This is a genomic window from Robertmurraya dakarensis (genome assembly GCF_900156875.1).
Lineage (GTDB): Bacteria > Bacillota > Bacilli > Bacillales > Cytobacillaceae > Robertmurraya > Robertmurraya dakarensis.
Genome location: NZ_LT707409.1, coordinates 2335474 through 2354279, shown reverse-complemented (window position 1 = coordinate 2354279; position 18806 = coordinate 2335474). Strand labels below are relative to the sequence as shown.

14 protein-coding genes, 1 other RNA gene and 1 other annotated feature are annotated in these 18806 nt (G+C 39.8%); of the genes, 12 read left to right on the top strand and 3 right to left on the bottom strand.

What is annotated here, in order from left to right; genetic code table 11:
• The first annotated feature begins 64 nt into the window (after positions 1-64).
• The 7 genes from CZ487_RS20265 (at position 65) to dtd (ending at position 9698) form a co-directional block, all read left to right on the top strand.
• Positions 65-358: a post-transcriptional regulator gene (locus CZ487_RS20265; RefSeq protein WP_077214092.1), complete on the top strand. Its 294-nt coding sequence runs from the start codon at positions 65-67 to the stop codon at positions 356-358.
• Between the two features lie 163 nt (positions 359-521).
• Entirely contained in the window at positions 522-2786 is a 2265-nt protein-coding gene (secDF, locus tag CZ487_RS20260) for a protein translocase subunit SecDF (RefSeq protein WP_077214091.1), read from the top strand.
• Positions 2787-2907: 121 nt separating this feature from the next.
• Complete coding sequence (locus CZ487_RS20255; protein ID WP_077214090.1) at positions 2908-3825, top strand: cation diffusion facilitator family transporter; 918 nt, start codon at positions 2908-2910, stop codon at positions 3823-3825.
• 87 nt (positions 3826-3912) lie between these two features.
• A complete protein-coding gene (recJ, locus tag CZ487_RS20250) occupies positions 3913-6264 on the top strand; it encodes a single-stranded-DNA-specific exonuclease RecJ (protein ID WP_077214089.1) in 2352 nt (783 codons plus the stop codon).
• Positions 6264-6776: an adenine phosphoribosyltransferase gene (locus tag CZ487_RS20245; RefSeq protein WP_077214088.1), complete on the top strand. Its 513-nt coding sequence runs from the start codon at positions 6264-6266 to the stop codon at positions 6774-6776. Before recJ ends, CZ487_RS20245 begins: the two co-directional genes overlap by 1 nt.
• Positions 6777-7049: 273 nt before the next feature.
• Positions 7050-9245 carry a RelA/SpoT family protein gene (locus tag CZ487_RS20240; protein WP_077214087.1) on the top strand — a complete coding sequence of 732 codons (2196 nt, stop codon included), beginning with the start codon at positions 7050-7052 and terminating at the stop codon, positions 9243-9245.
• Positions 9246-9257: 12 nt separating this feature from the next.
• Entirely contained in the window at positions 9258-9698 is a 441-nt protein-coding gene (dtd, locus tag CZ487_RS20235) for a D-aminoacyl-tRNA deacylase (RefSeq protein ID WP_077214086.1), read from the top strand.
• Between the two features lie 38 nt (positions 9699-9736).
• Here the strand turns inward: dtd and CZ487_RS20230 are convergent, their stop codons facing one another.
• Positions 9737-11479: an N-acetylmuramoyl-L-alanine amidase family protein gene (locus CZ487_RS20230; protein ID WP_077214085.1), complete on the bottom strand. Its 1743-nt coding sequence runs from the start codon at positions 11477-11479 to the stop codon at positions 9737-9739.
• Positions 11480-11721: 242 nt separating this feature from the next.
• On the opposite strand from CZ487_RS20230, the gene CZ487_RS27300 reads away from it, so the two are divergent.
• From CZ487_RS27300 to CZ487_RS20210, 5 genes are all read left to right on the top strand, one after another.
• Entirely contained in the window at positions 11722-11898 is a 177-nt protein-coding gene (locus CZ487_RS27300) for a hypothetical protein (protein ID WP_202617863.1), read from the top strand.
• Positions 11899-11946: 48 nt separating this feature from the next.
• Positions 11947-12198 (top strand) — a binding site (T-box leader).
• 210 nt (positions 12199-12408) lie between these two features.
• Entirely contained in the window at positions 12409-13680 is a 1272-nt protein-coding gene (gene hisS / locus CZ487_RS20225) for a histidine--tRNA ligase (protein ID WP_077214084.1), read from the top strand.
• A gap of 12 nt (positions 13681-13692) precedes the next feature.
• Positions 13693-15462 (top strand): aspartate--tRNA ligase, encoded by a 1770-nt coding sequence (gene aspS / locus CZ487_RS20220; RefSeq protein ID WP_077214083.1) that lies wholly within the window; start codon positions 13693-13695, stop codon positions 15460-15462.
• A 159-nt stretch (positions 15463-15621) separates the two neighbouring features.
• A non-coding RNA gene (gene ssrS, locus CZ487_RS20215) (6S RNA) lies at positions 15622-15808 on the top strand.
• A gap of 174 nt (positions 15809-15982) precedes the next feature.
• Entirely contained in the window at positions 15983-16750 is a 768-nt protein-coding gene (locus CZ487_RS20210; RefSeq protein WP_077214082.1) for a tRNA threonylcarbamoyladenosine dehydratase, read from the top strand.
• Positions 16751-16799: 49 nt separating this feature from the next.
• On the opposite strand, the gene CZ487_RS20205 is transcribed toward CZ487_RS20210, so the two are convergent.
• Together CZ487_RS20205 and CZ487_RS20200 are read right to left on the bottom strand one after the other, a co-directional pair.
• Positions 16800-17285 carry a Myb-like DNA-binding domain-containing protein gene (locus tag CZ487_RS20205; RefSeq protein WP_077214081.1) on the bottom strand — a complete coding sequence of 162 codons (486 nt, stop codon included), beginning with the start codon at positions 17283-17285 and terminating at the stop codon, positions 16800-16802.
• A 108-nt stretch (positions 17286-17393) separates the two neighbouring features.
• Complete coding sequence (locus CZ487_RS20200; protein ID WP_077214080.1) at positions 17394-18665, bottom strand: replication-associated recombination protein A; 1272 nt, start codon at positions 18663-18665, stop codon at positions 17394-17396.
• Between the last annotated feature and the right edge of the window lie 141 nt (positions 18666-18806).

Sequence of the window (18806 nt, the reverse complement as noted above, 5' to 3'; positions counted from 1 at the left end):
AAAGCATGACAAGTTGTAGCTGAAAATTTCTTTTTCTAAAAAAGAGTTACAGGGGGCGGTGGCTGTGAGTAACAGTCGTTTTGATGAATTTCGTGAATTGGTACAGCCTGCTTTGAGAAGTAAACTAGAAGAGTTTGCACTGCTTGGATATGAAACGGTGGATGAAGAACAATTATGGACATATTTAACAAAAAAGAAATGGAAGAAGGAGAAAAATGAAAAAAAACTTTTTGAGTTAGTTGATGATATTTTGTCGGTAACACCTGGTGAGTATATGGGGTTTGCAACCGTAGAAGCTCTTAAATCACCGGATTTAGGGGCATCTGATGTGGAGGACTTTAAGGAGCTGTTTAAGTAATTGTCTTGTTCCATAATTTACTCGCAGTAATGGTTACATATAAAATTGACAGCATATCTAATCTATTTCATAATGTCAATATTGGCTTTTTATTTTCATTTGCTTTTTAACATGTTTTTCTGCTAAAAACATGTTGGCTTAACCTAAGGAGGATTTTTACATAATGGTAAAACGGAGTCGAATAGTTGCCTTCTTTTTAATTCTTTTATTAATCGGTTCAACCGTAGGGGTAACATTCAAAGATATTCTAGGTAATATAAAACTAGGCTTGGACCTTCAAGGTGGATTTGAAGTTCTTTATGAAGTCATCCCAGAAGAAGGTCAAGAAATTAATGAAGAGATTATGACAAGTACGGCCGAAGCGCTGAATAATCGGATTAACGTTCTTGGTGTAAGTGAACCAAGCATCCAAATAGAAGGAGAGAACAGGATACGCGTTCAGCTCGCGGGGGTAGAAGACCAGAACCAAGCCCGTGAAATGCTTTCTACAGAAGCGCATCTTTCTTTTCGTGATGTTAATGATAATTTGATGATGGATGGAAAAGATCTAGTTGAAGGCGGTGCAGAACAAACCTTCGATGAAAATGGTCAGCCAAGTGTATCCATTAAACTCAAAAGTGCGGACAAGTTCAAAGAAGTAACAGAGAAGATTGTCAACATGGGAGCTCCTAATAATCTGCTGGTAATCTGGCTTGATTTTGAAGAAGGAGTAGACTCCTTTGCAGCTGAACTCGGGAAAGAAGATCCAAAATATCTTTCTGCTCCGACTGTAAACCAAATATTTAACCAAAGCACGGTTTCGATTGTTGGGAGCTTTACGGTTGAAGAAGCCCAAACATTGGCCAATCTATTGGACGCAGGTGCCCTGCCTGTAGAACTTGAAGAAATTTATTCTACTTCTGTTGGCGCGCAGTTTGGTGAACAGGCACTTGAATCAACGGTGATAGCTGGGGTTATCGGGATCTTGGCAATCTTTGTGTTTATGATCCTTTATTATCGATTCCCAGGATTTATTTCTGTTGCAACCTTAATTATCTACACATTCTTAACGCTTCTTATTTTTGATTGGATGAATGCTGTCCTGACCCTGCCGGGGATTGCAGCATTAATTCTCGGTGTAGGGATGGCAGTGGATGCAAATGTCATCACATTTGAACGGATTAAAGAAGAATTAAAGGTTGGCAGAAGTCTTAAAGCAGCCTTTAAAGCAGGGAACAGCAACTCATTATCAACCATTCTTGATGCCAATTTGACAACGATTTTAGCAGCGATTGTACTATTTATCTATGGAACAAGCTCTGTTAAAGGCTTTGCGACTACATTAATCGTTAGTATTTTAGTCAGCTTTCTCGTAGCTGTGTATGGTACAAGATGGCTTTTGGGATTATGGGTCAACAGCAACCTCTTTAATAAAAAGCCAGGATGGTTTGGGGTAAAGCAAAAAGATATGAAAGACATTGCGGAAAACTTTGATACAATCGACTTGCCAACTAAGTTTGATAAATGGGACTTAGTAAAGCATCGTAAAAAGTTTTTTGTAATAAGTGGAATCATGGTGCTAGCAGGCTTAATAAGCTTAGGTATCTTCCGTTTAAACTTAGGAATTGACTTTACCAGCGGTACGCGGATTGAAATCCAAGCAAACTCTGCGCTTACGGCAGATGAATATCAGCAGAAGCTGAAAGAAAATGGCATCGAAACAGATGATATCGTTATCTCTGGTGAAGATAGCAATATCGGTGTAGCACGCTTAAAAGATGAGCTCACACAAGACGAAATTGCACAGTTAAAATCCAACTTCTTAGAAGAATATGGATCTGAACCGAATGTCAGTACCGTATCGCCAACAGTTGGAAGAGAACTGGCGAAGAATGCAGCGATTGCAGTTGTGATCGCCTCTATAGGGATTATCATTTATGTAACGGTTCGCTTTGAAATGAAGATGGCAATTCCATCTGTCATTGCCCTTGTACATGATGCGTTTTTCATTATTGCCTTCTTCAGCATTACAAGACTTGAGGTTGATTTGACCTTCATAGCGGCCGTTTTAACGATTGTCGGTTATTCCATTAACGATACAATCGTTACCTTTGACCGAATACGTGAAAATCTCCGCAAGAGGAAAAAGATTAAAACAGTTGAAGAACTGCAGGATGTTGTCAATACAAGCTTGCGCCAGACATTGACAAGATCTATTAATACATCTTTAACAACGATTTTAGCAGTTCTTGCGATCCTAGTCTTTGGAAGTGATGCCATTAGTAACTTTGCATTCGCCTTATTTATAGGAATGTTAGCAGGTGTTTACTCTTCCATTTGTTTAGCCGCACAGCTTTGGTATGTATGGAAAGCGAAAGAATTGAAAGAAAAAGGCGTGCTCATCACATATAAAGAGAAGAAAAAAGTTAGTGATGAACCACAAGTATAGTCGCAGCAAAAAACCGCAGACCTTCTGCGGTTTTTTTGTCTTTAAAACTTAAGGTTCGTAATCATACAGGGTAATTTTGGGGTACACTAAACGAAGGAAATTCAGAAGGGGAGTTGTAAGGTTGGAGAATGATGCACGTTTTAAGAAAGCTGAATTTGTGGCAAAGGTCGGAATTGCAGGGAACCTCTTATTAGCCGTCTTAAAGTATATTGTAGGGGTATCTGCAAACAGCCGAGCACTGGTTGCTGATGCTGTGAATTCTGCTTCCGATGTAGCGGGCTCATTAGTTGTATTTGTGGGCTTGAGAGCAGCAAAGCAGCCTCCGGATGAAGAACATCCATATGGACACGGGAAAGCAGAATCGATCGCTGCCATTATTGTGGCTGTGTTATTAGTATTAGTTGGGTTTGAAATTGGAAAGTCCTCGTTTGAAGCGTTCTTTGAACCGATTGAAGCGCCAAAAACATTTGCGATTTACGCAGTGATCGCTTCGATTATCGTAAAAGAAGGAATGTTTCGCTATACATATAAGCTTGGGAAAAAATTAAATAGCGATGCTTTAATCGTTACAGCCTATGACCATCGTTCGGATGTTTATTCTTCTCTTGCTGCTTTAATAGGGATTGGATTTGCCATTTCTGGGGAGTTTTTTCAGATAGGCTGGCTTGTCTATGCAGATCCGGTTGCCGGAATATTCGTTTCGTTATTTATTCTAAAAATGGCGTTTCAGCTTGGAAAGGAATCTATCTATAATACACTTGATCAAGTTCTTCAGGAGGAAGAAACAGTTGATTTTCGAAAAATCGTGGAAGAGGTAGAGGATGTTAAGAAAATCGATGTCCTGCACGCAAGAGTTCATGGTCATTACGTAATCGTAGATCTCAAAATTTCTGTTGATCCCCACATGACAGTAGAGGAAGGACATAAAGTTGGAAAAGAAGTGAAAAAGAGGCTAATGGAACAAAAAAATATTCAAAATGTCTTTGTGCATATCAATCCATACAACCCTGATTCTTCTGTCGACTTTAATATCATTTAAGGTATAATGTAACAGCGGCTTAGCTCGCTGTTTTTGTTGTTTAAGAAGTACCCCTCCTGTATAATAGAAAAGTTGAGGGGTGAACGTATGCTAAAACCGAAAACACGATGGACTTTCCAGCAAGCTGATCAAGATAAGACTGATAGACTTGTGAAAGAACTAGGAATTACGCCTCTTGTAGCGTCATTATTAGTGAAGCGTGGAATTGACGCCCCTGAGGCAGCACATTCGTTTTTATATAATAAAGGGCAAACCTTTCATGACCCGTATTTGATGACGGGCATGGATGCTGCTGTAAATCGTATAAAGAAAGCCATTGAAGAACAGGAACCTATTTTAATATTTGGTGATTATGATGCGGATGGTGTGACCAGTACATCAGTCATGATGGTTACACTTCAAGATTTAGGTGCACATGTACAGTTTTATATACCAAATCGTTTTACAGAAGGCTATGGGCCAAATGAGCAGGCTTTCCGCTATGCTGCTGAAAGTGGAATTCGTTTGATTATTACTGTGGATACAGGGATTGCTGCGATTCACGAAGCTAAGGTCGCTAAAGAACTTGGCGTCGATTTAATCATTACTGACCATCATGAACCAGGTCCAGAACTCCCAGAAGCACTAGCCATCATCCATCCTAAGCTTGAAAATAGTCCCTATCCCTTTAAGGATTTAGCGGGTGTAGGGGTTGCGCTGAAAATGGCTCATGCATTATATGAAAAAGTTCCTGAGCATTTGCTAGAGTTAGCGGCTATTGGGACAATTGCTGATTTAGTTCCGCTAGTAGGAGAAAATCGACTAATTGCTCAGCATGGAATTAAGAGACTTAGACAAACAGACAGAGTTGGGTTGAAGGCTCTATTCAAAACTGCTGGTGTTGAGATGCCTGCGATAGATGAAGAAACAATTGGTTTTTCGATCGCTCCTAGAATAAATGCAGTGGGCAGGCTAGAAAGTGCCGATCCTGCTGTTGACTTACTGTTAGCAGATGATCCTTATTTAGCAGAAAGTATCGCTGAAGAAATAGAAGAATTAAATAAGGAAAGACAAGGTATTGTTAACTCTATTGCCGAGGAAGCAATTAAGCAAGTGGAGGAACACCATACTTCTGACAAACCGTCAGTAATTGTTGTTGGCAATGTTGGATGGAATTCAGGTGTAATCGGGATTGTTGCATCAAAGCTGGTTGAGAAGTTTTACCGGCCTTCAATTGTATTAAGTTTTGATGAAGAAACGGGCTTGGCAAAAGGGTCTGCGAGAAGCATCGAGGGCTTTGACTTATTTAAAAATTTATCACAATGCCGTGAGATTTTACCGCATTTCGGCGGGCATACAATGGCTGCAGGAATGACGTTGAAAATTGATGATGTAGATGAGCTCCGAAATCGATTAAATACCCTAGCGACTGAGCAGCTAACAGCGGAAGACTTTGTACCGGTTACTAAGCTTGATATCGAGGTTCAGTTAAAGGATGTTCATATAAAAGCGATTGAAGAGCTGCAGCTTCTTGCGCCATTTGGGATGAGTAATCCAAAACCAAAAGTACTTCTTAGCGATAATGCTGTTTCACAAATTAAGAAGATAGGTGCCAATCAAAACCATCTAAAATTAACACTTGAAAACGAGGGTGTCTCTCTAGACGGGGTTGGTTTCGGTCTTGGACATGTGTTCGAGGAAGTTTCTCCTTCATCGAAGCTTTCCGTTATAGGAGAGCTATCGATTAATGAGTGGAATAACATACGAAAACCACAGATTTTCGTAAAAGATTTATCTGTGGCTCATTGGCAACTATTTGACTATCGCGGCCAAAAGAAGCTGGACAAATTAAATGATATCGTTTCAAATGGAAAATGGGTAATTTTTAATAAAGAACTTCATAATAAGTTTAATGTGAAAAAAGAGGTTGAGTTCTTACTAGTTGAGACCATTCAACAGGCGAAAGAATTAGAGGTTGCGGATGAAAATGTTGTCATTGTGGACATGCCGCCAAGTATGGAAATCGTAGAGCATTTATTTGCCGGCAAAACCCCAGCAAGGATTTACACACATTTTTATAAAAAGGACAGTGACTTCTTTAGTACGATGCCAACAAGAGAGCATTTCAAATGGTATTATGCATTTCTTGCTAAAAAGGCTCCATTCGATTTGAAAAAACACGGAGATGCCCTAGCGAAATATCGCGGCTGGTCTCTTGAAACAATAGACTTTATGTCACAAGTGTTTCTTGAATTAGATTTTATATCCTTAAATGAGGGATCTATCACCTTAAATAAGGTTGTAAATAAGAAAGATTTATCTGAATCACCTACGTATCAACAAAAACAAGCACAATATGCTCTTGAAAGTGAATTATTATATTCTTCCTATCAGCAGCTGAAAAGCTGGTTTGATCAAAGGATACAAGGGTCGGTTAATTTTGAGGAGGCTAAATTATAATGGATTTAAAACAACATATCGCAATTGTAGAGGATTGGCCAAAAGAGGGAATTAAATTTAAAGACATCACACCATTAATGAACAATGGTGATGCATATCGATATGCTACCGATCAAATTGTAGAATATGCACGTGACAAAGATATTGACCTTATCGTTGGACCTGAGGCAAGAGGCTTTATTATCGGCTGTCCAGTCGCTTATTCTTTAGGAATTGGTTTTGCTCCTGTTCGTAAAGAAGGCAAACTTCCTCGTGAAACGGTAAAAGTAGATTATGGCCTTGAGTACGGGAAGGATGTCTTAACGATTCATAAAGATGCTATTAAACCAGGGCAGCGAGTGCTAATTACGGATGACCTGCTTGCGACAGGCGGAACGATTGAAGCAACAATTAAGCTCGTTGAAGAACTTGGCGGGGTTGTAGCAGGAATTGCTTTCTTAATAGAACTAAGCTACTTAGATGGACGAAAGAAACTAGAAGGTTATGACGTCCTCACTTTAATGCACTACTAAAGTTTAACAAGAAGAGCGCTGTATGATGCGCTCTTTTCTGTTATGGGAAGAATGACTATTTATTCCTTATATTTATTTAAAATGGTAAAAAAACCCTTTAAATAGTAGTTTTTAACTCAAATTTCGACAAAAACTTTATTTTCCAAGAAAAAGAGTACTGTATCTCTTTACATATGTCATTTTTTTTTCGATAATAGTAACAATCATTCTAATTTAAAAAGAATGTTAAATGTTTAACAATTAGATGAATTTTAAAATAGATAAGGTGATTATATGGCGAAGGACCAAGTACTAACCGCCGAACAAGTCATCGATAAAACTAGAAAATATTTAAATGATGAGCATGTTGAACTAGTTAAAAAAGCTTATGAATTTGCTAGACATGCACATCGTGAACAATATCGAAAATCTGGAGAGCCGTATATTATTCATCCCATTCAAGTAGCTGGAATTCTAGCTGATTTGGAGATGGATCCAGATACGGTTGGTGCAGGTTTTCTCCACGATGTCGTTGAGGATACAGAGGTAACTCTGGATGATATCCGCAGGGAATTCAATGATGAAGTGGCTATGTTAGTCGATGGTGTTACGAAGCTCGGAAAAATTAGATATAAATCGCATGAAGAACAACAAGCTGAAAATCACCGGAAAATGTTCGTGGCGATGGCTCAGGATATTCGTGTGATATTAATTAAGCTTGCTGATAGACTTCATAATATGCGGACCTTAAAGCATCTCCCAGCTGAAAAGCAGAGACGTATTGCGAATGAAACATTGGAAATATTTGCGCCGCTTGCACATCGACTCGGAATTTCCAAAATTAAATGGGAATTAGAGGATACTGCACTGCGGTATTTGAATCCACAGCAATACTATCGAATTGTTAATCTCATGAAAAAGAAGCGTGCGGAGCGCGAACAGTACCTTGATGAAGTCATCGAGATTATGCGGAGCTCTCTGGCAGATGTATCAATCAATGCTGATATATCGGGACGTCCGAAGCATATTTATAGTATTTATCGAAAAATGGTTATTCAAAATAAACAGTTTAACGAAATTTATGATCTGCTGGCCGTAAGAATTGTGGTTAATAGTATTAAAGATTGCTACGCCGTGCTTGGGATTATTCATACTTGCTGGAAGCCTATGCCAGGAAGATTTAAGGATTATATTGCTATGCCGAAGCCTAATATGTATCAATCCTTGCATACGACGGTAATTGGTCCTAAGGGAGATCCTCTTGAAGTTCAAATCAGAACATCTGAAATGCATCAAATTGCTGAATTCGGGGTTGCTGCTCACTGGGCTTATAAAGAGGGGAAATCAGTTAATGAAGGTTCTTCTTTAGAAGAAAAATTAACTTGGTTCCGCGAAATATTAGAATTTCAAAATGAAACAGCGAATGCTGAAGAATTTATGGAATCGTTGAAGATTGATCTATTCTCCGATATGGTGTTTGTATTCACACCAAAAGGGGATGTCCTGGAGCTTCCGGCAGGTTCGGTGCCGATTGATTTTGCTTATCGGATCCATTCTGAAATTGGCAATAAAACGATCGGTGCAAAAGTGAATGGGAAAATGGTTACCCTTGATTATAAGTTAAAGACCGGCGATATTATTGAAATTCTAACTTCAAAGCATTCTTATGGACCTAGTCAGGATTGGCTGAAGTTAGCGCAAACATCACAGGCCAAAAATAAGATCAGGGCATTTTTCAAGAAGCAGCGAAAAGAAGAAAATGTCGAGAAGGGCCGCGAACAGGTCGAAAGAGAAATCCGCAATATGGAGTTTGATCTGAAAGAGATTTTAACACCTGATAATATTAAAAGAGTGGCTGAGAAATTTAATTTTGCCAATGAAGAAGATATGTATGCAGCGGTAGGCTATAACGGTGTAACGGCTCTTCAGGTGGCAAATCGGTTAACAGAAAAATGGCGTAAAAAGCGGGATCTTGAACAAGTCGCTACGATTTCAGATGCGGTAAGTGAATTAAAGCCATTACCGACAAAGAAAAAACGTGAGTCAGGTGTACGCGTATCAGGTATTGATAATCTGCTTATACGACTTTCCAGATGCTGCAGTCCTGTTCCGGGGGATGACATTGTCGGCTTTATTACGAAGGGCCGAGGCGTGTCTGTCCATCGTTCTGACTGTACCAATATTGATACTGAAGATGCTAAAGCAAGACTGATTCCTGTTGAGTGGGAAACTGGCTTGAATGAACGGAAAGAATACAATGTTGATATTGAAATTACAGGGTATGACCGCAGAGGCCTGTTGAATGAAGTATTGCAGGCAGTGAATGAAACAAAGACAAATATTTCAACGGTCACTGGGAAAACGGATCGCAATAAAATGGCAACGATTAGTATGTCGATTTTAATAGAGAATGTATCTCATCTGCAAAAAGTAGTAGACCGGATTAAACAAATTCCTGATATCTATGCTGTTCGAAGAATAATGAATTAAAGGAGTTCTGTTATGAAGGTAGTGGTACAACGCAGTAAAGAAGCACAAGTAGTGGTAGAGGGCGATGTTGTAGGGAAGATTAAGAAAGGGTTTGTCCTCCTTGTTGGTGTAACTCACGATGACAGCAAAGAAGAGGCTGCTTATTTAGCGGATAAGATTGTGAACCTGCGTGTCTTTGAGGATGAAGATGGAAAAATGAATCTCTCTCTTCTCGATGTTGGAGGAGAAATTCTTTCAGTCTCACAATTCACCTTATACGGGGATTGCCGAAAAGGGAGAAGACCTAACTTTATGGAAGCTGCCAAGCCAGACCATGCTTTGGAAATCTATGAAGGCTTTAACGGGCTGCTGCGCGAAAAAGGTGTTAAAGTCGAAACTGGAAAATTTGGAGCGATGATGGATGTTCAGCTCACCAATGATGGACCGGTAACGCTAATTATTGAAAGTAAATAGAAATGAAAAAGAGAGCTCAGTGCTCTCTTTTTTTGTAGCTAAAATTGTTTAAAGTATTGGATTAATCCTTGATGAATTCCGTTGGTTACTTGTTCTTGATACCCGCTGGAAGTTAGGAGTAATTCCTCGGTTGGATTGCTCAAATACCCTAATTCAATTAGTACGGCTTTTTGTCTATTTTCTCTTAACACATGATAGTCACCAAAGCGAACGCCGCGATTTTTTAACTTAGTCTGATTCTGAGTTGACATATGAATCGAAGCGGCTAATGGTTTTTGAGAAGTGCTGTAATAGTATGTTGTCATTCCTTTAACAGTTGAATCCGTTACACTATCATAGTGAATACTAATAAATGCATCCACGTTTTGATAATGAGCCATGCTTACTCTTGTTGACAGTGACAGATAGGTATCACTGTTTCGCGTTAGAATGACATTTGCCCCAGAAGCACGCAGCTTGTTGTACAAAAGCTTGCTTGTCTGCAGCGTTAATTTTTTTTCAATCGTTCCGCTAGAGCCTGTTGTTCCGTTATCTCGTCCGCCATGGCCAGGATCAATCATAATCGTTTTATTGCTTAAACTGCCGTCTGCAGCGTGCTTTTCTGAATCCGGAATGGCCCCATTAGCCGATACAATCCATCCCGCTACAAATCCATTTTTGCCATCGGACAGCTGGATCTCATACCAGTCACGATGCGCGTTGATTATTGAAAAAGACTCACCATAATTTGCACGGTAAATGACCTCTGTGTTTAAATCGGGTCCCTGCCTAATATTTGTTCCATCATGAAGAATGGTTATTTGGCTTTTTGCTTCATCTGAGTTATTCGTCGTTTGTGCAGATTTTTCTATGTACCATCCGGCTATCCAACCATATGTTCCATTTTTAAGTTGTATTTTAACCCAGTTGTTTCTTTCCTCTATTAATTTAAATGTTTCCCCTTTTGTTACTTTGCCGATAATTTTTCCGTTCAAGGAATTTGAATCTCTCACATTTAAAGTCGTAGCTGAAATACTGCCAACCTGACCTGCAAGCGGACCGGCTCCAGCAGTTAGTGGCTGCTGTACATCAGAGGTTTGACCTCTGCCTGTGATTTTGACATAATCACTGCTAATCCAAGCTGTCTTATTAGAAAAACTGATTTTCGTCCATCCATTTTGCTCAGCAAGGATGATTACCTTTGATCCTTTTTCAAGTTTCCCGATTACATCTGACTGTAACGATGGTTCCTGTCTGACATTTAAGGAATCCGCTGTTATTTGTCCGCTTTTGCCCTCTGAACTAGCCGGGGCTTTTCCTGAAGGAGAGCCAGTTTGAACATAATCTTTAGAGACCCACCCTTTTCCAAAAGCTGTAGATACTTCATACCAATTGTTATCTTCTTGGATAATTTTAATGGTATCTCCTTTTTTCAATGAACCTGCCACCTGATAGCTTGTCCCAGGCCTGGTTCTGACTCTTAATGCATCAGCCGTAACCTGACCGGTGCGTGCTTCATTCACAGCTTTATTCTTAGTGACAAGCCAGCCCGCGACCCAGCCCGTACCGTTTTTCATCGAAATTTGGTACCAGTCTCCTTGTACTTTCTGAATGGAAAAGGTGTCTCCTTTGTTTACCTTGCCAACCACCTTATAGCTTAAGCCAGGACCTTCTCTCACATTCAAATGATCTGCTGAAATGGTAATGGTGTCCCCTGCCGCTTTTGTACCTGTCTCAGGGAGTTGAAACCCGAACAAGAGAATAAAGCATAGCAGGTATATAGAGTACCTTCTCTTTTGCAAAACATCTCCTCCCCTCGCAAAATCTCAAGGAAAACTACTATATTTATTCTATTCTAAGGTATTTATTACCTCCTGTTAATGAATTTTTTCAGAAAATCCTCCAAAAGAATGTCCACCTTAGATGGACAAAAATTAAAAACTGTCTTTTGATGGTACCAGGTACCTAAAGAAGGTACCTGAAGAAGAATGTTTTGGGGGGTGTTGGGAAGAATAAGTAAAAATTAAGTTAAAGGGTGATGGTGATGAGGTTTAGTGATAAAGCAATGTCTGTTCAGCAGGGGGATAATCAGCTTCATGGTGTTGATTTTCATGATTTTATGCAGAAGGAACAGAGTATGAATATGATTGAGATGGCTTCTGAGTTTGGACTGACTGTAAGGGATGTAAGAAAGCTCAAGAAATATATGGAACGTTCTTGAAGGTTCTTGACAATATAATACTTGCTACGTATTATTATATAAATAAAGCAATAACCGTAGATGGAGAAAAGTAATTAAGGTTCACATGGATAGAGAGGAAATGACTTGGGCTGAAATCATTTCTGCATGATGATTTAATGAAAGAACACTCCGTAGGCTTCACTCCGAAAGGGATGATCATCTTTACTAGGAGTTGAACGTGAACAGGCGTTAACTGTCAAAAGTGGAAGCATGCGCAGCAACAAGTGTGCAGCTTCAATTAGGGTGGCACCACGGGAATCTCAAACTCTCGTCCCTTGTATATTCGTATACAAGGGACGGGAGTTTTTTGAATTTCTAGAAATTATAGCTATTAGAATCTAGATAGCGGTCTAGCTCCAGCGCCTACCCCCTCGAGGTCACAAGCCAATCCTCCCAAAAAGGTAAAGAACACCTTTCCGGGAGGCTTGTCTTGTGCTTGTCGGGGGTGAGCAAGGCGCTTACGCTTTTCTACATAAGAGGAGGTCAAGTATGTCTATTAGTATTCCACGAGGTACTCAAGATATTTTACCTGGTGAAGTCGAAAAATGGCAGCTCATCGAGAAAAACGCACGAGAGCTTTGTGAAAGATTTCAATATAAGGAAATCCGCACACCCATTTTTGAACATACAGATTTATTTTTAAGAAGTGTTGGCGATACCACTGATATCGTCCAAAAAGAAATGTACACATTTGAAGACAGGGGCGGAAGAAGTGTTACTCTTCGTCCAGAAGGAACAGCAGCAGTCGTTCGTTCGTTTGTTGAGCAAAAAATGTTCGGAAATGCAAACCAGCCGGTAAAACTGTATTATATGGGGCCAATGTTCCGCTATGAACGGCCGCAGGCTGGACGTTTTCGTCAATTTGTTCAATTTGGGGTAGAGGCGCTAGGAAGTGCGGATCCTGCGATTGATGCGGAAGTAATCGCACTAGCGATGTCTCTCTACCAGTCACTAGGGCTGAAAAAATTGAAACTAGTCATCAATAGTCTAGGTGATAAAGAAAGTCGTAATGCACATAGAGAAGCACTTATCAATCATTTTCAGCCGCGGATTGATGAGTTTTGCTCAGATTGCAGAAGCCGCTTGGAAAAGAATCCAATGCGGATATTGGACTGCAAAAAAGATCGTGATCATGAGCTAATGAAAGATGCACCATCGATCCTGCAATATTTAAATGAAGATTCAAAAACATATTTTGAGAACCTGCAGTCATACCTGACAGATCTTGGAATTCCATTTGAAGTCGATCCTAATTTGGTTCGCGGCCTCGATTATTACAACCATACTGCTTTTGAAATCATGAGTGATGCAGAAGGCTTCGGTGCCATTACAACACTATGCGGCGGCGGCCGGTATAATGGGCTGGTTGAAGAAATTGGCGGACCTGAAACGCCAGGAATTGGGTTTGCGCTAAGCATTGAACGCTTTATCGCTGCACTGAATGCAGAGAATATTGAACTGCCTGTGAATGCTTCCGTCGATTGCTACTTAGTATCATTGGGAGAAGAAGCGAAAAAGTATAATGTGCGTCTATTGCACGCTCTAAGGCTTGCTGGTTTTTCAGCAGAAATGGATTATTTAAATCGTAAAATAAAAGCTCAGTTTAAAGCAGCTGACAGGCTAAATGCTAAGTATGTGGCGGTTTTAGGCGATGATGAGCTAAAAGAAAATAAGATTAATGTAAAATCTATGGAAACAGGGGAACAAACTCAATATTCATTAGATCAATTCATTGAAAAATTTAAAGCTTCATTAATTTAGAGGAGGACTAACATGTACGGCAGAACATATTTTTGCGGGGAAGTACCTGAAACAGCCATTGGTGAAAAAGTAACATTAAAAGGATGGGTGCAAAAGCGCCGAGATCTTGGAGGTGTAATTTTTATCGACCTTCGTGACCGCACAGGAGTAGTTCAAGTGGTCTTCAATCCTGAAGTCTCAGAGGAAGCTCTTGCAATGGCGGAAAAGATCAGAAGTGAGTACGTACTAGATGTAGTTGGAGAAGTTGTTAGTCGTGATGAAAGTACGATTAATGAAAACATCAGTACTGGTAAAATTGAAGTGAAGGCAGAAAAAGTAACGATTTTGAATGAAGCCAAAACGCCTCCATTTATGATTGACGATAAAGTGGAAGTGTCAGAAGATATTCGTTTAAAGTATCGTTATTTAGATATTAGACGCCCAGCGATTTACGAAACATTGAAGATGCGTCATCAAGTGACAAAGGTAATTCGTGATTATCTTGATACAGAAGGCTTCTTGGATATCGAAACACCAATTCTTACAAAGAGTACGCCTGAAGGTGCACGTGATTATTTGGTTCCCAGCCGTGTTCATCCTGGTGAATTTTATGCGTTGCCGCAATCACCTCAGCTATTTAAACAGATGTTAATGGTCGGAGGAGTAGAAAGATACTATCAAATTGCCCGCTGCTTCCGTGACGAAGACTTGCGTGCTGATCGTCAGCCAGAATTTACACAAGTCGATATTGAGACAAGCTTTATGAGCCAAGACGATATCATTTCATTAATGGAAAACATGATGGCGAAAATGATGAAAGAAGTAAAAGGAATCGATATTCAAATTCCGTTCCAGCGTATGCCGTATGATGAAGCAATGAGCCGCTATGGTTCTGATAAGCCGGACACTCGCTTTGACATGGAGCTTGTTGATTTAACGGAAATATTTAAAGATTCCAGCTTTAAAGTATTTGCAAGCCAAGCTGCTTCAGGCGGCCAAGTAAAGGCGATCAATGTAAAAGGCGGCGGTCTGAAGTATACGAGAAAAGACATCGATGGACTGACTGAATTTGCTTCCCGCTATGGAGCAAAAGGCCTTGCATGGTTAAAGGCTGAAGATGATGGCTTAAAGGGACCAATTGTTAAATTCTTCTCAGAGGCAGAAGATAAAGGCTTAAAAGCAGCGCTTGGAGTAGAAACAGGAGACCTTCTCCTATTTGTGGCTGATAAGAAGAAAATTGTTGCAGATGCACTTGGAGCCCTTCGTCTAAAGCTTGGTAAAGAGCTGGATCTTATTGATCAAAGCAAGTTCAATTTCTTGTGGGTGACTGACTGGCCGCTTCTTGAGTATGATGAGGAAGCTGGAAGATATTTCTCAGCACACCATCCGTTCACGATGCCTGTAAGAGAAGATTTAAGCCTGCTTGATAGTAATCCAGAAGCTGTTAGAGCACAAGCGTATGACATTGTTCTGAATGGTTACGAGCTTGGCGGCGGTTCACTTCGTATTTTTGAAAGAGATGTACAAGAAAAAATGTTCTCCGTTCTAGGATTCTCGCAGGAAGAAGCTCGTGAGCAATTTGGTTTCCTTCTGGATGCATTCGAATATGGAACACCTCCACATGGGGGAATTGCCCTTGGACTAGACAGGCTTGTGATGCTGCTTGCTGGCAGAACAAACCTTCGTGATACGATTGCGTTCCCTAAGACAGCGAGCGCAAGTGACTTGTTAACAGATGCACCTGGTGCAGTTAGCGAATCGCAGCTCTTAGAACTACATTTAATTTCATTGAAAAAGGATTAATAAATATAGCGCCAGCATGAACAGATCATGCTGGCGCTATTCTTTTTCAAAAGATTACCTTTGTCCAATTTTTCACGAAAAAGTCAAAATCTGACGATAGATTCCTGGTTGAATTTTATTGAAAGTGCTTTCATTATATGCTATGATTACATCAACTAAAGAGTCCTGATGTGTTTGTGGTATAACCTAAACATTTGACCGAACATATTACCTTCGGGAGTTCGGAGTTTTCAAGCGGCGTAAATGCCTTTGGTTTAGGACTTACAAAAGCTTGAAATAGAACACCCACCTGCATTGTGCGGGTTCAAATGAAGGCATTGAAAGCGACGGCACAATTGGGACTCTTATATAGTAAACCATTCATGCAAAATGATGCATGAATTTTTTTATTTTCAGAAACAATATTTGATATTTTAATGTGTTATATCCCTATATAAATACTTGTTTTTGATAGCAAGTATGATATATTCATTAAGGGTAAAAATAGATAAGATATTTCAGTTTTTGGAGTTGATAATAAATGTTGCACCAATTTTCACGAAATGAGCTTGCCATTGGGCAAGAGGGCTTAGACAGAATGAAAAATGCTACTGTTGCGGTGTTAGGAATTGGCGGAGTCGGTTCCTTTGCAGCGGAAGCTCTTGCTAGGTCTGGCGTGGGACGCTTAATACTGATTGATAAAGACGATGTTGATATAACCAATGTAAATAGACAACTAATTGCTTTGTTATCAACCGTTGGACAGCCTAAGGCAGATTTGATGAAGGAACGAATTAAAGACATTAATCCCGATTGCGAAGTTATTTCGTTAAAAATGTTCTATACAGAGGAAACATATGAGGATATCTTCAAATACGGTCTTGATTTTGTCGTTGACGCTTCCGATACCATTATCTATAAAATTCATTTAATGAAGGAATGCTTAAAAAGGAATATTCCGTTAATATCCAGTATGGGAGCTGCTAATAAAATGGATCCGACTCGTTTCCAAATTGCAGATATTTCGAAAACCCATACGGATCCAATTGCGAAAGTCATTCGCACGAAGCTTAGAAAAGAGGGAATTAGAAAAGGAATTCCTGTTGTTTTTTCTGATGAAAGCCCGATTGTGATAAGGGAAGATGTCCGGAAGGTAGTTGGGAAGGACGATGCGGACATCAGAAAGGCGAAAATGCCTCCATCATCAAACGCTTTTGTTCCGTCTGCAGCGGGATTGATCATGGCTAGCTATGTTGTCAGACAATTGCTTGATGGAATTAAGATCACAAGAGTAAAAGATGAGAAATAGGTTAACGAAAAGGTCTGTTGTTCGCAACGGCCTTTTTAATTTATGGCCATTAATGCACTGCCTTTTTCTCTTTATCTCCTATAATGTCGTTAGACTCAAGTAAACCACCCGCCATTGCTTCATACATTTTTAATGCCTGGTTATATTTATGCCTTTTGTTCTCATAAGCTTCCTCAAGTTTTGCAGACTTTATCCGCAATGCTTCCTGTTCCTTTACAAGTATTTCTTGTTCTGCAAGCAGCTTCTCAATATTCTTAAGTTCATTAGATTCTTGTAAAAACCTCACGCAATCGTTTAAAGTGATTTCCTCATGTTCATGTAGTATGCTTTTCGTTTCAGTTTCTATAGGTGACTGTTCAAGATGTTTTACCTCCGCATTCCAGCGGTGTCTGCAAGCACCGACTGTCCTGCTTAAGAGCTGACTAGCTTTTTTAAATGCAGAGGCTTTCGTATCCCCATTACTCACATACTCCATGACAGTTTCGTATAGAATTTGATCATCCTCTGAAGTCCACTTAAGTCTTCGATTATTCAAAGTACCACGTCCTTGTTAATGGGTTTACGCTTATCGTCACCGATTCAAAAAATTATATTCGGGTACATATAAGGAGAGATATCCTCTTAACCTCACTAATCATCTTCCTTATTTACGATTTCTTAAGTTTTGATAAACTGTATAAAGTCCTTGCTCAAACTTTCCTGTCCGCTTCGGATCATAGTAAGTTTTATTCTTGATGTTATTTGGAAGGTATTGCTGTTTTACCCAGCCATTTTCATAGTCATGTGGATACAAATAATTATTTCCGCGGCCCAGTTCTTTTGCCCCTTTATAGTGGGCATCCTTCAAATGATCAGGAACTTCCCCGCTTACGCCTTTTCTAATATCTGCAATAGCTGCATCAATAGCTAAAATAGCTGAATTTGATTTCGGTGATAAACAGAGCTCGATCACAGCGTTTGCGAGCGGTATTCTTGCTTCCGGAAAGCCGATTCTTTCAGCTGTTTCAATCGCGGCTAGAGTTCTTGCTCCAGCTTGGGGGCTGGCCAGTCCGATATCTTCATAGGCAATAACAAGCAGTCTTCTGCTGATGCTTTGGAGGTCTCCGGCTTCAATCAAGCGGCCAAGATAATGAAGAGCGGCATTAACATCGCTTCCTCTAATCGATTTCTGAAAAGCGGAAATAACATCATAATGAGCATCACCGTCCCGATCATGTGAAAAACTTTTCTTTTGGATGCACTCTTCTGCAGTTGCCAAATCGATTGTAACGACCCCGTCATCACTTTTTTCACTAGAAATAACGGCTAGTTCCAAAGCGTTAAGGGAACTTCTGACATCTCCATTAGAAGCTGTTGCTAAGTGTGTCAGTGCTTCGTCCGTAATGTTAACCTGGTAAGATCCCAGTCCTCGTTCGTCGTCTTTCAATGCCCTTTTTAGTGAAATGATGATTTCTTCAGGTGATAGCGGTTTTAATTCGAATATTTGACAGCGGCTGCGGATTGCAGGATTAATCGCATGATAAGGATTACTTGTCGTTGCTCCAATAAGAACAATGGATCCATTTTCAAGATGTGGCAATAAGAAGTCCTGTTTCCCTTTATCCAACCGATGAACTTCATCTAATAAAAGAATAACCTTGCCAGACATCTTCGCCTCCGCTGCAACAACTTCCATATCTTTCTTATTATTTGTAACAGCATTAAGCATCCGAAAAGCAAACTTTGTACTGCCGGCAATCGCACTGGCAATAGAAGTTTTTCCAATTCCAGGCGGACCGTATAAGATCATGGAAGAAAGCTGTTTTGCTTTTACCATTCGATGGATAATCTTGCCTTCCCCAACAAGATGTTCTTGACCGATAATTTCATCGATTGTCCGCGGTCTCATTCGAAAAGCCAACGGTTTAAGACTCATACATATCTCTCCAATGTTTGATTATGAACTAGATCATGATTTTCCTTTTTCTTCTTTTACCATAACATAGAGCTTGCGTAAACACATATGGTTTTGAATTATGCTATAATGGCAAAAGTCTATCTATTTAATATGGGTTTT

Bases quoted from the DNA above. Each gene is read 5' to 3' on its own strand.
- recJ (WP_077214089.1), top strand. From the start codon at position 3,913: ATGCTAAAACCGAAAACACGATGGACTTTCCAGCAAGCTGATCAAGAT.
- dtd (WP_077214086.1), top strand. From the start codon at position 9,258: ATGAAGGTAGTGGTACAACGCAGTAAAGAAGCACAAGTAGTGGTAGAG.
- CZ487_RS20200 (WP_077214080.1), bottom strand. From the start codon at position 18,665: ATGAGTCTTAAACCGTTGGCTTTTCGAATGAGACCGCGGACAATCGAT.
- hisS (WP_077214084.1), top strand. From the start codon at position 12,409: ATGTCTATTAGTATTCCACGAGGTACTCAAGATATTTTACCTGGTGAA.
- CZ487_RS20240 (WP_077214087.1), top strand. From the start codon at position 7,050: ATGGCGAAGGACCAAGTACTAACCGCCGAACAAGTCATCGATAAAACT.
- secDF (WP_077214091.1), top strand. From the start codon at position 522: ATGGTAAAACGGAGTCGAATAGTTGCCTTCTTTTTAATTCTTTTATTA.
- CZ487_RS20245 (WP_077214088.1), top strand. From the start codon at position 6,264: ATGGATTTAAAACAACATATCGCAATTGTAGAGGATTGGCCAAAAGAG.
- aspS (WP_077214083.1), top strand. From the start codon at position 13,693: ATGTACGGCAGAACATATTTTTGCGGGGAAGTACCTGAAACAGCCATT.
- CZ487_RS27300 (WP_202617863.1), top strand. From the start codon at position 11,722: ATGAGGTTTAGTGATAAAGCAATGTCTGTTCAGCAGGGGGATAATCAG.
- CZ487_RS20210 (WP_077214082.1), top strand. From the start codon at position 15,983: ATGTTGCACCAATTTTCACGAAATGAGCTTGCCATTGGGCAAGAGGGC.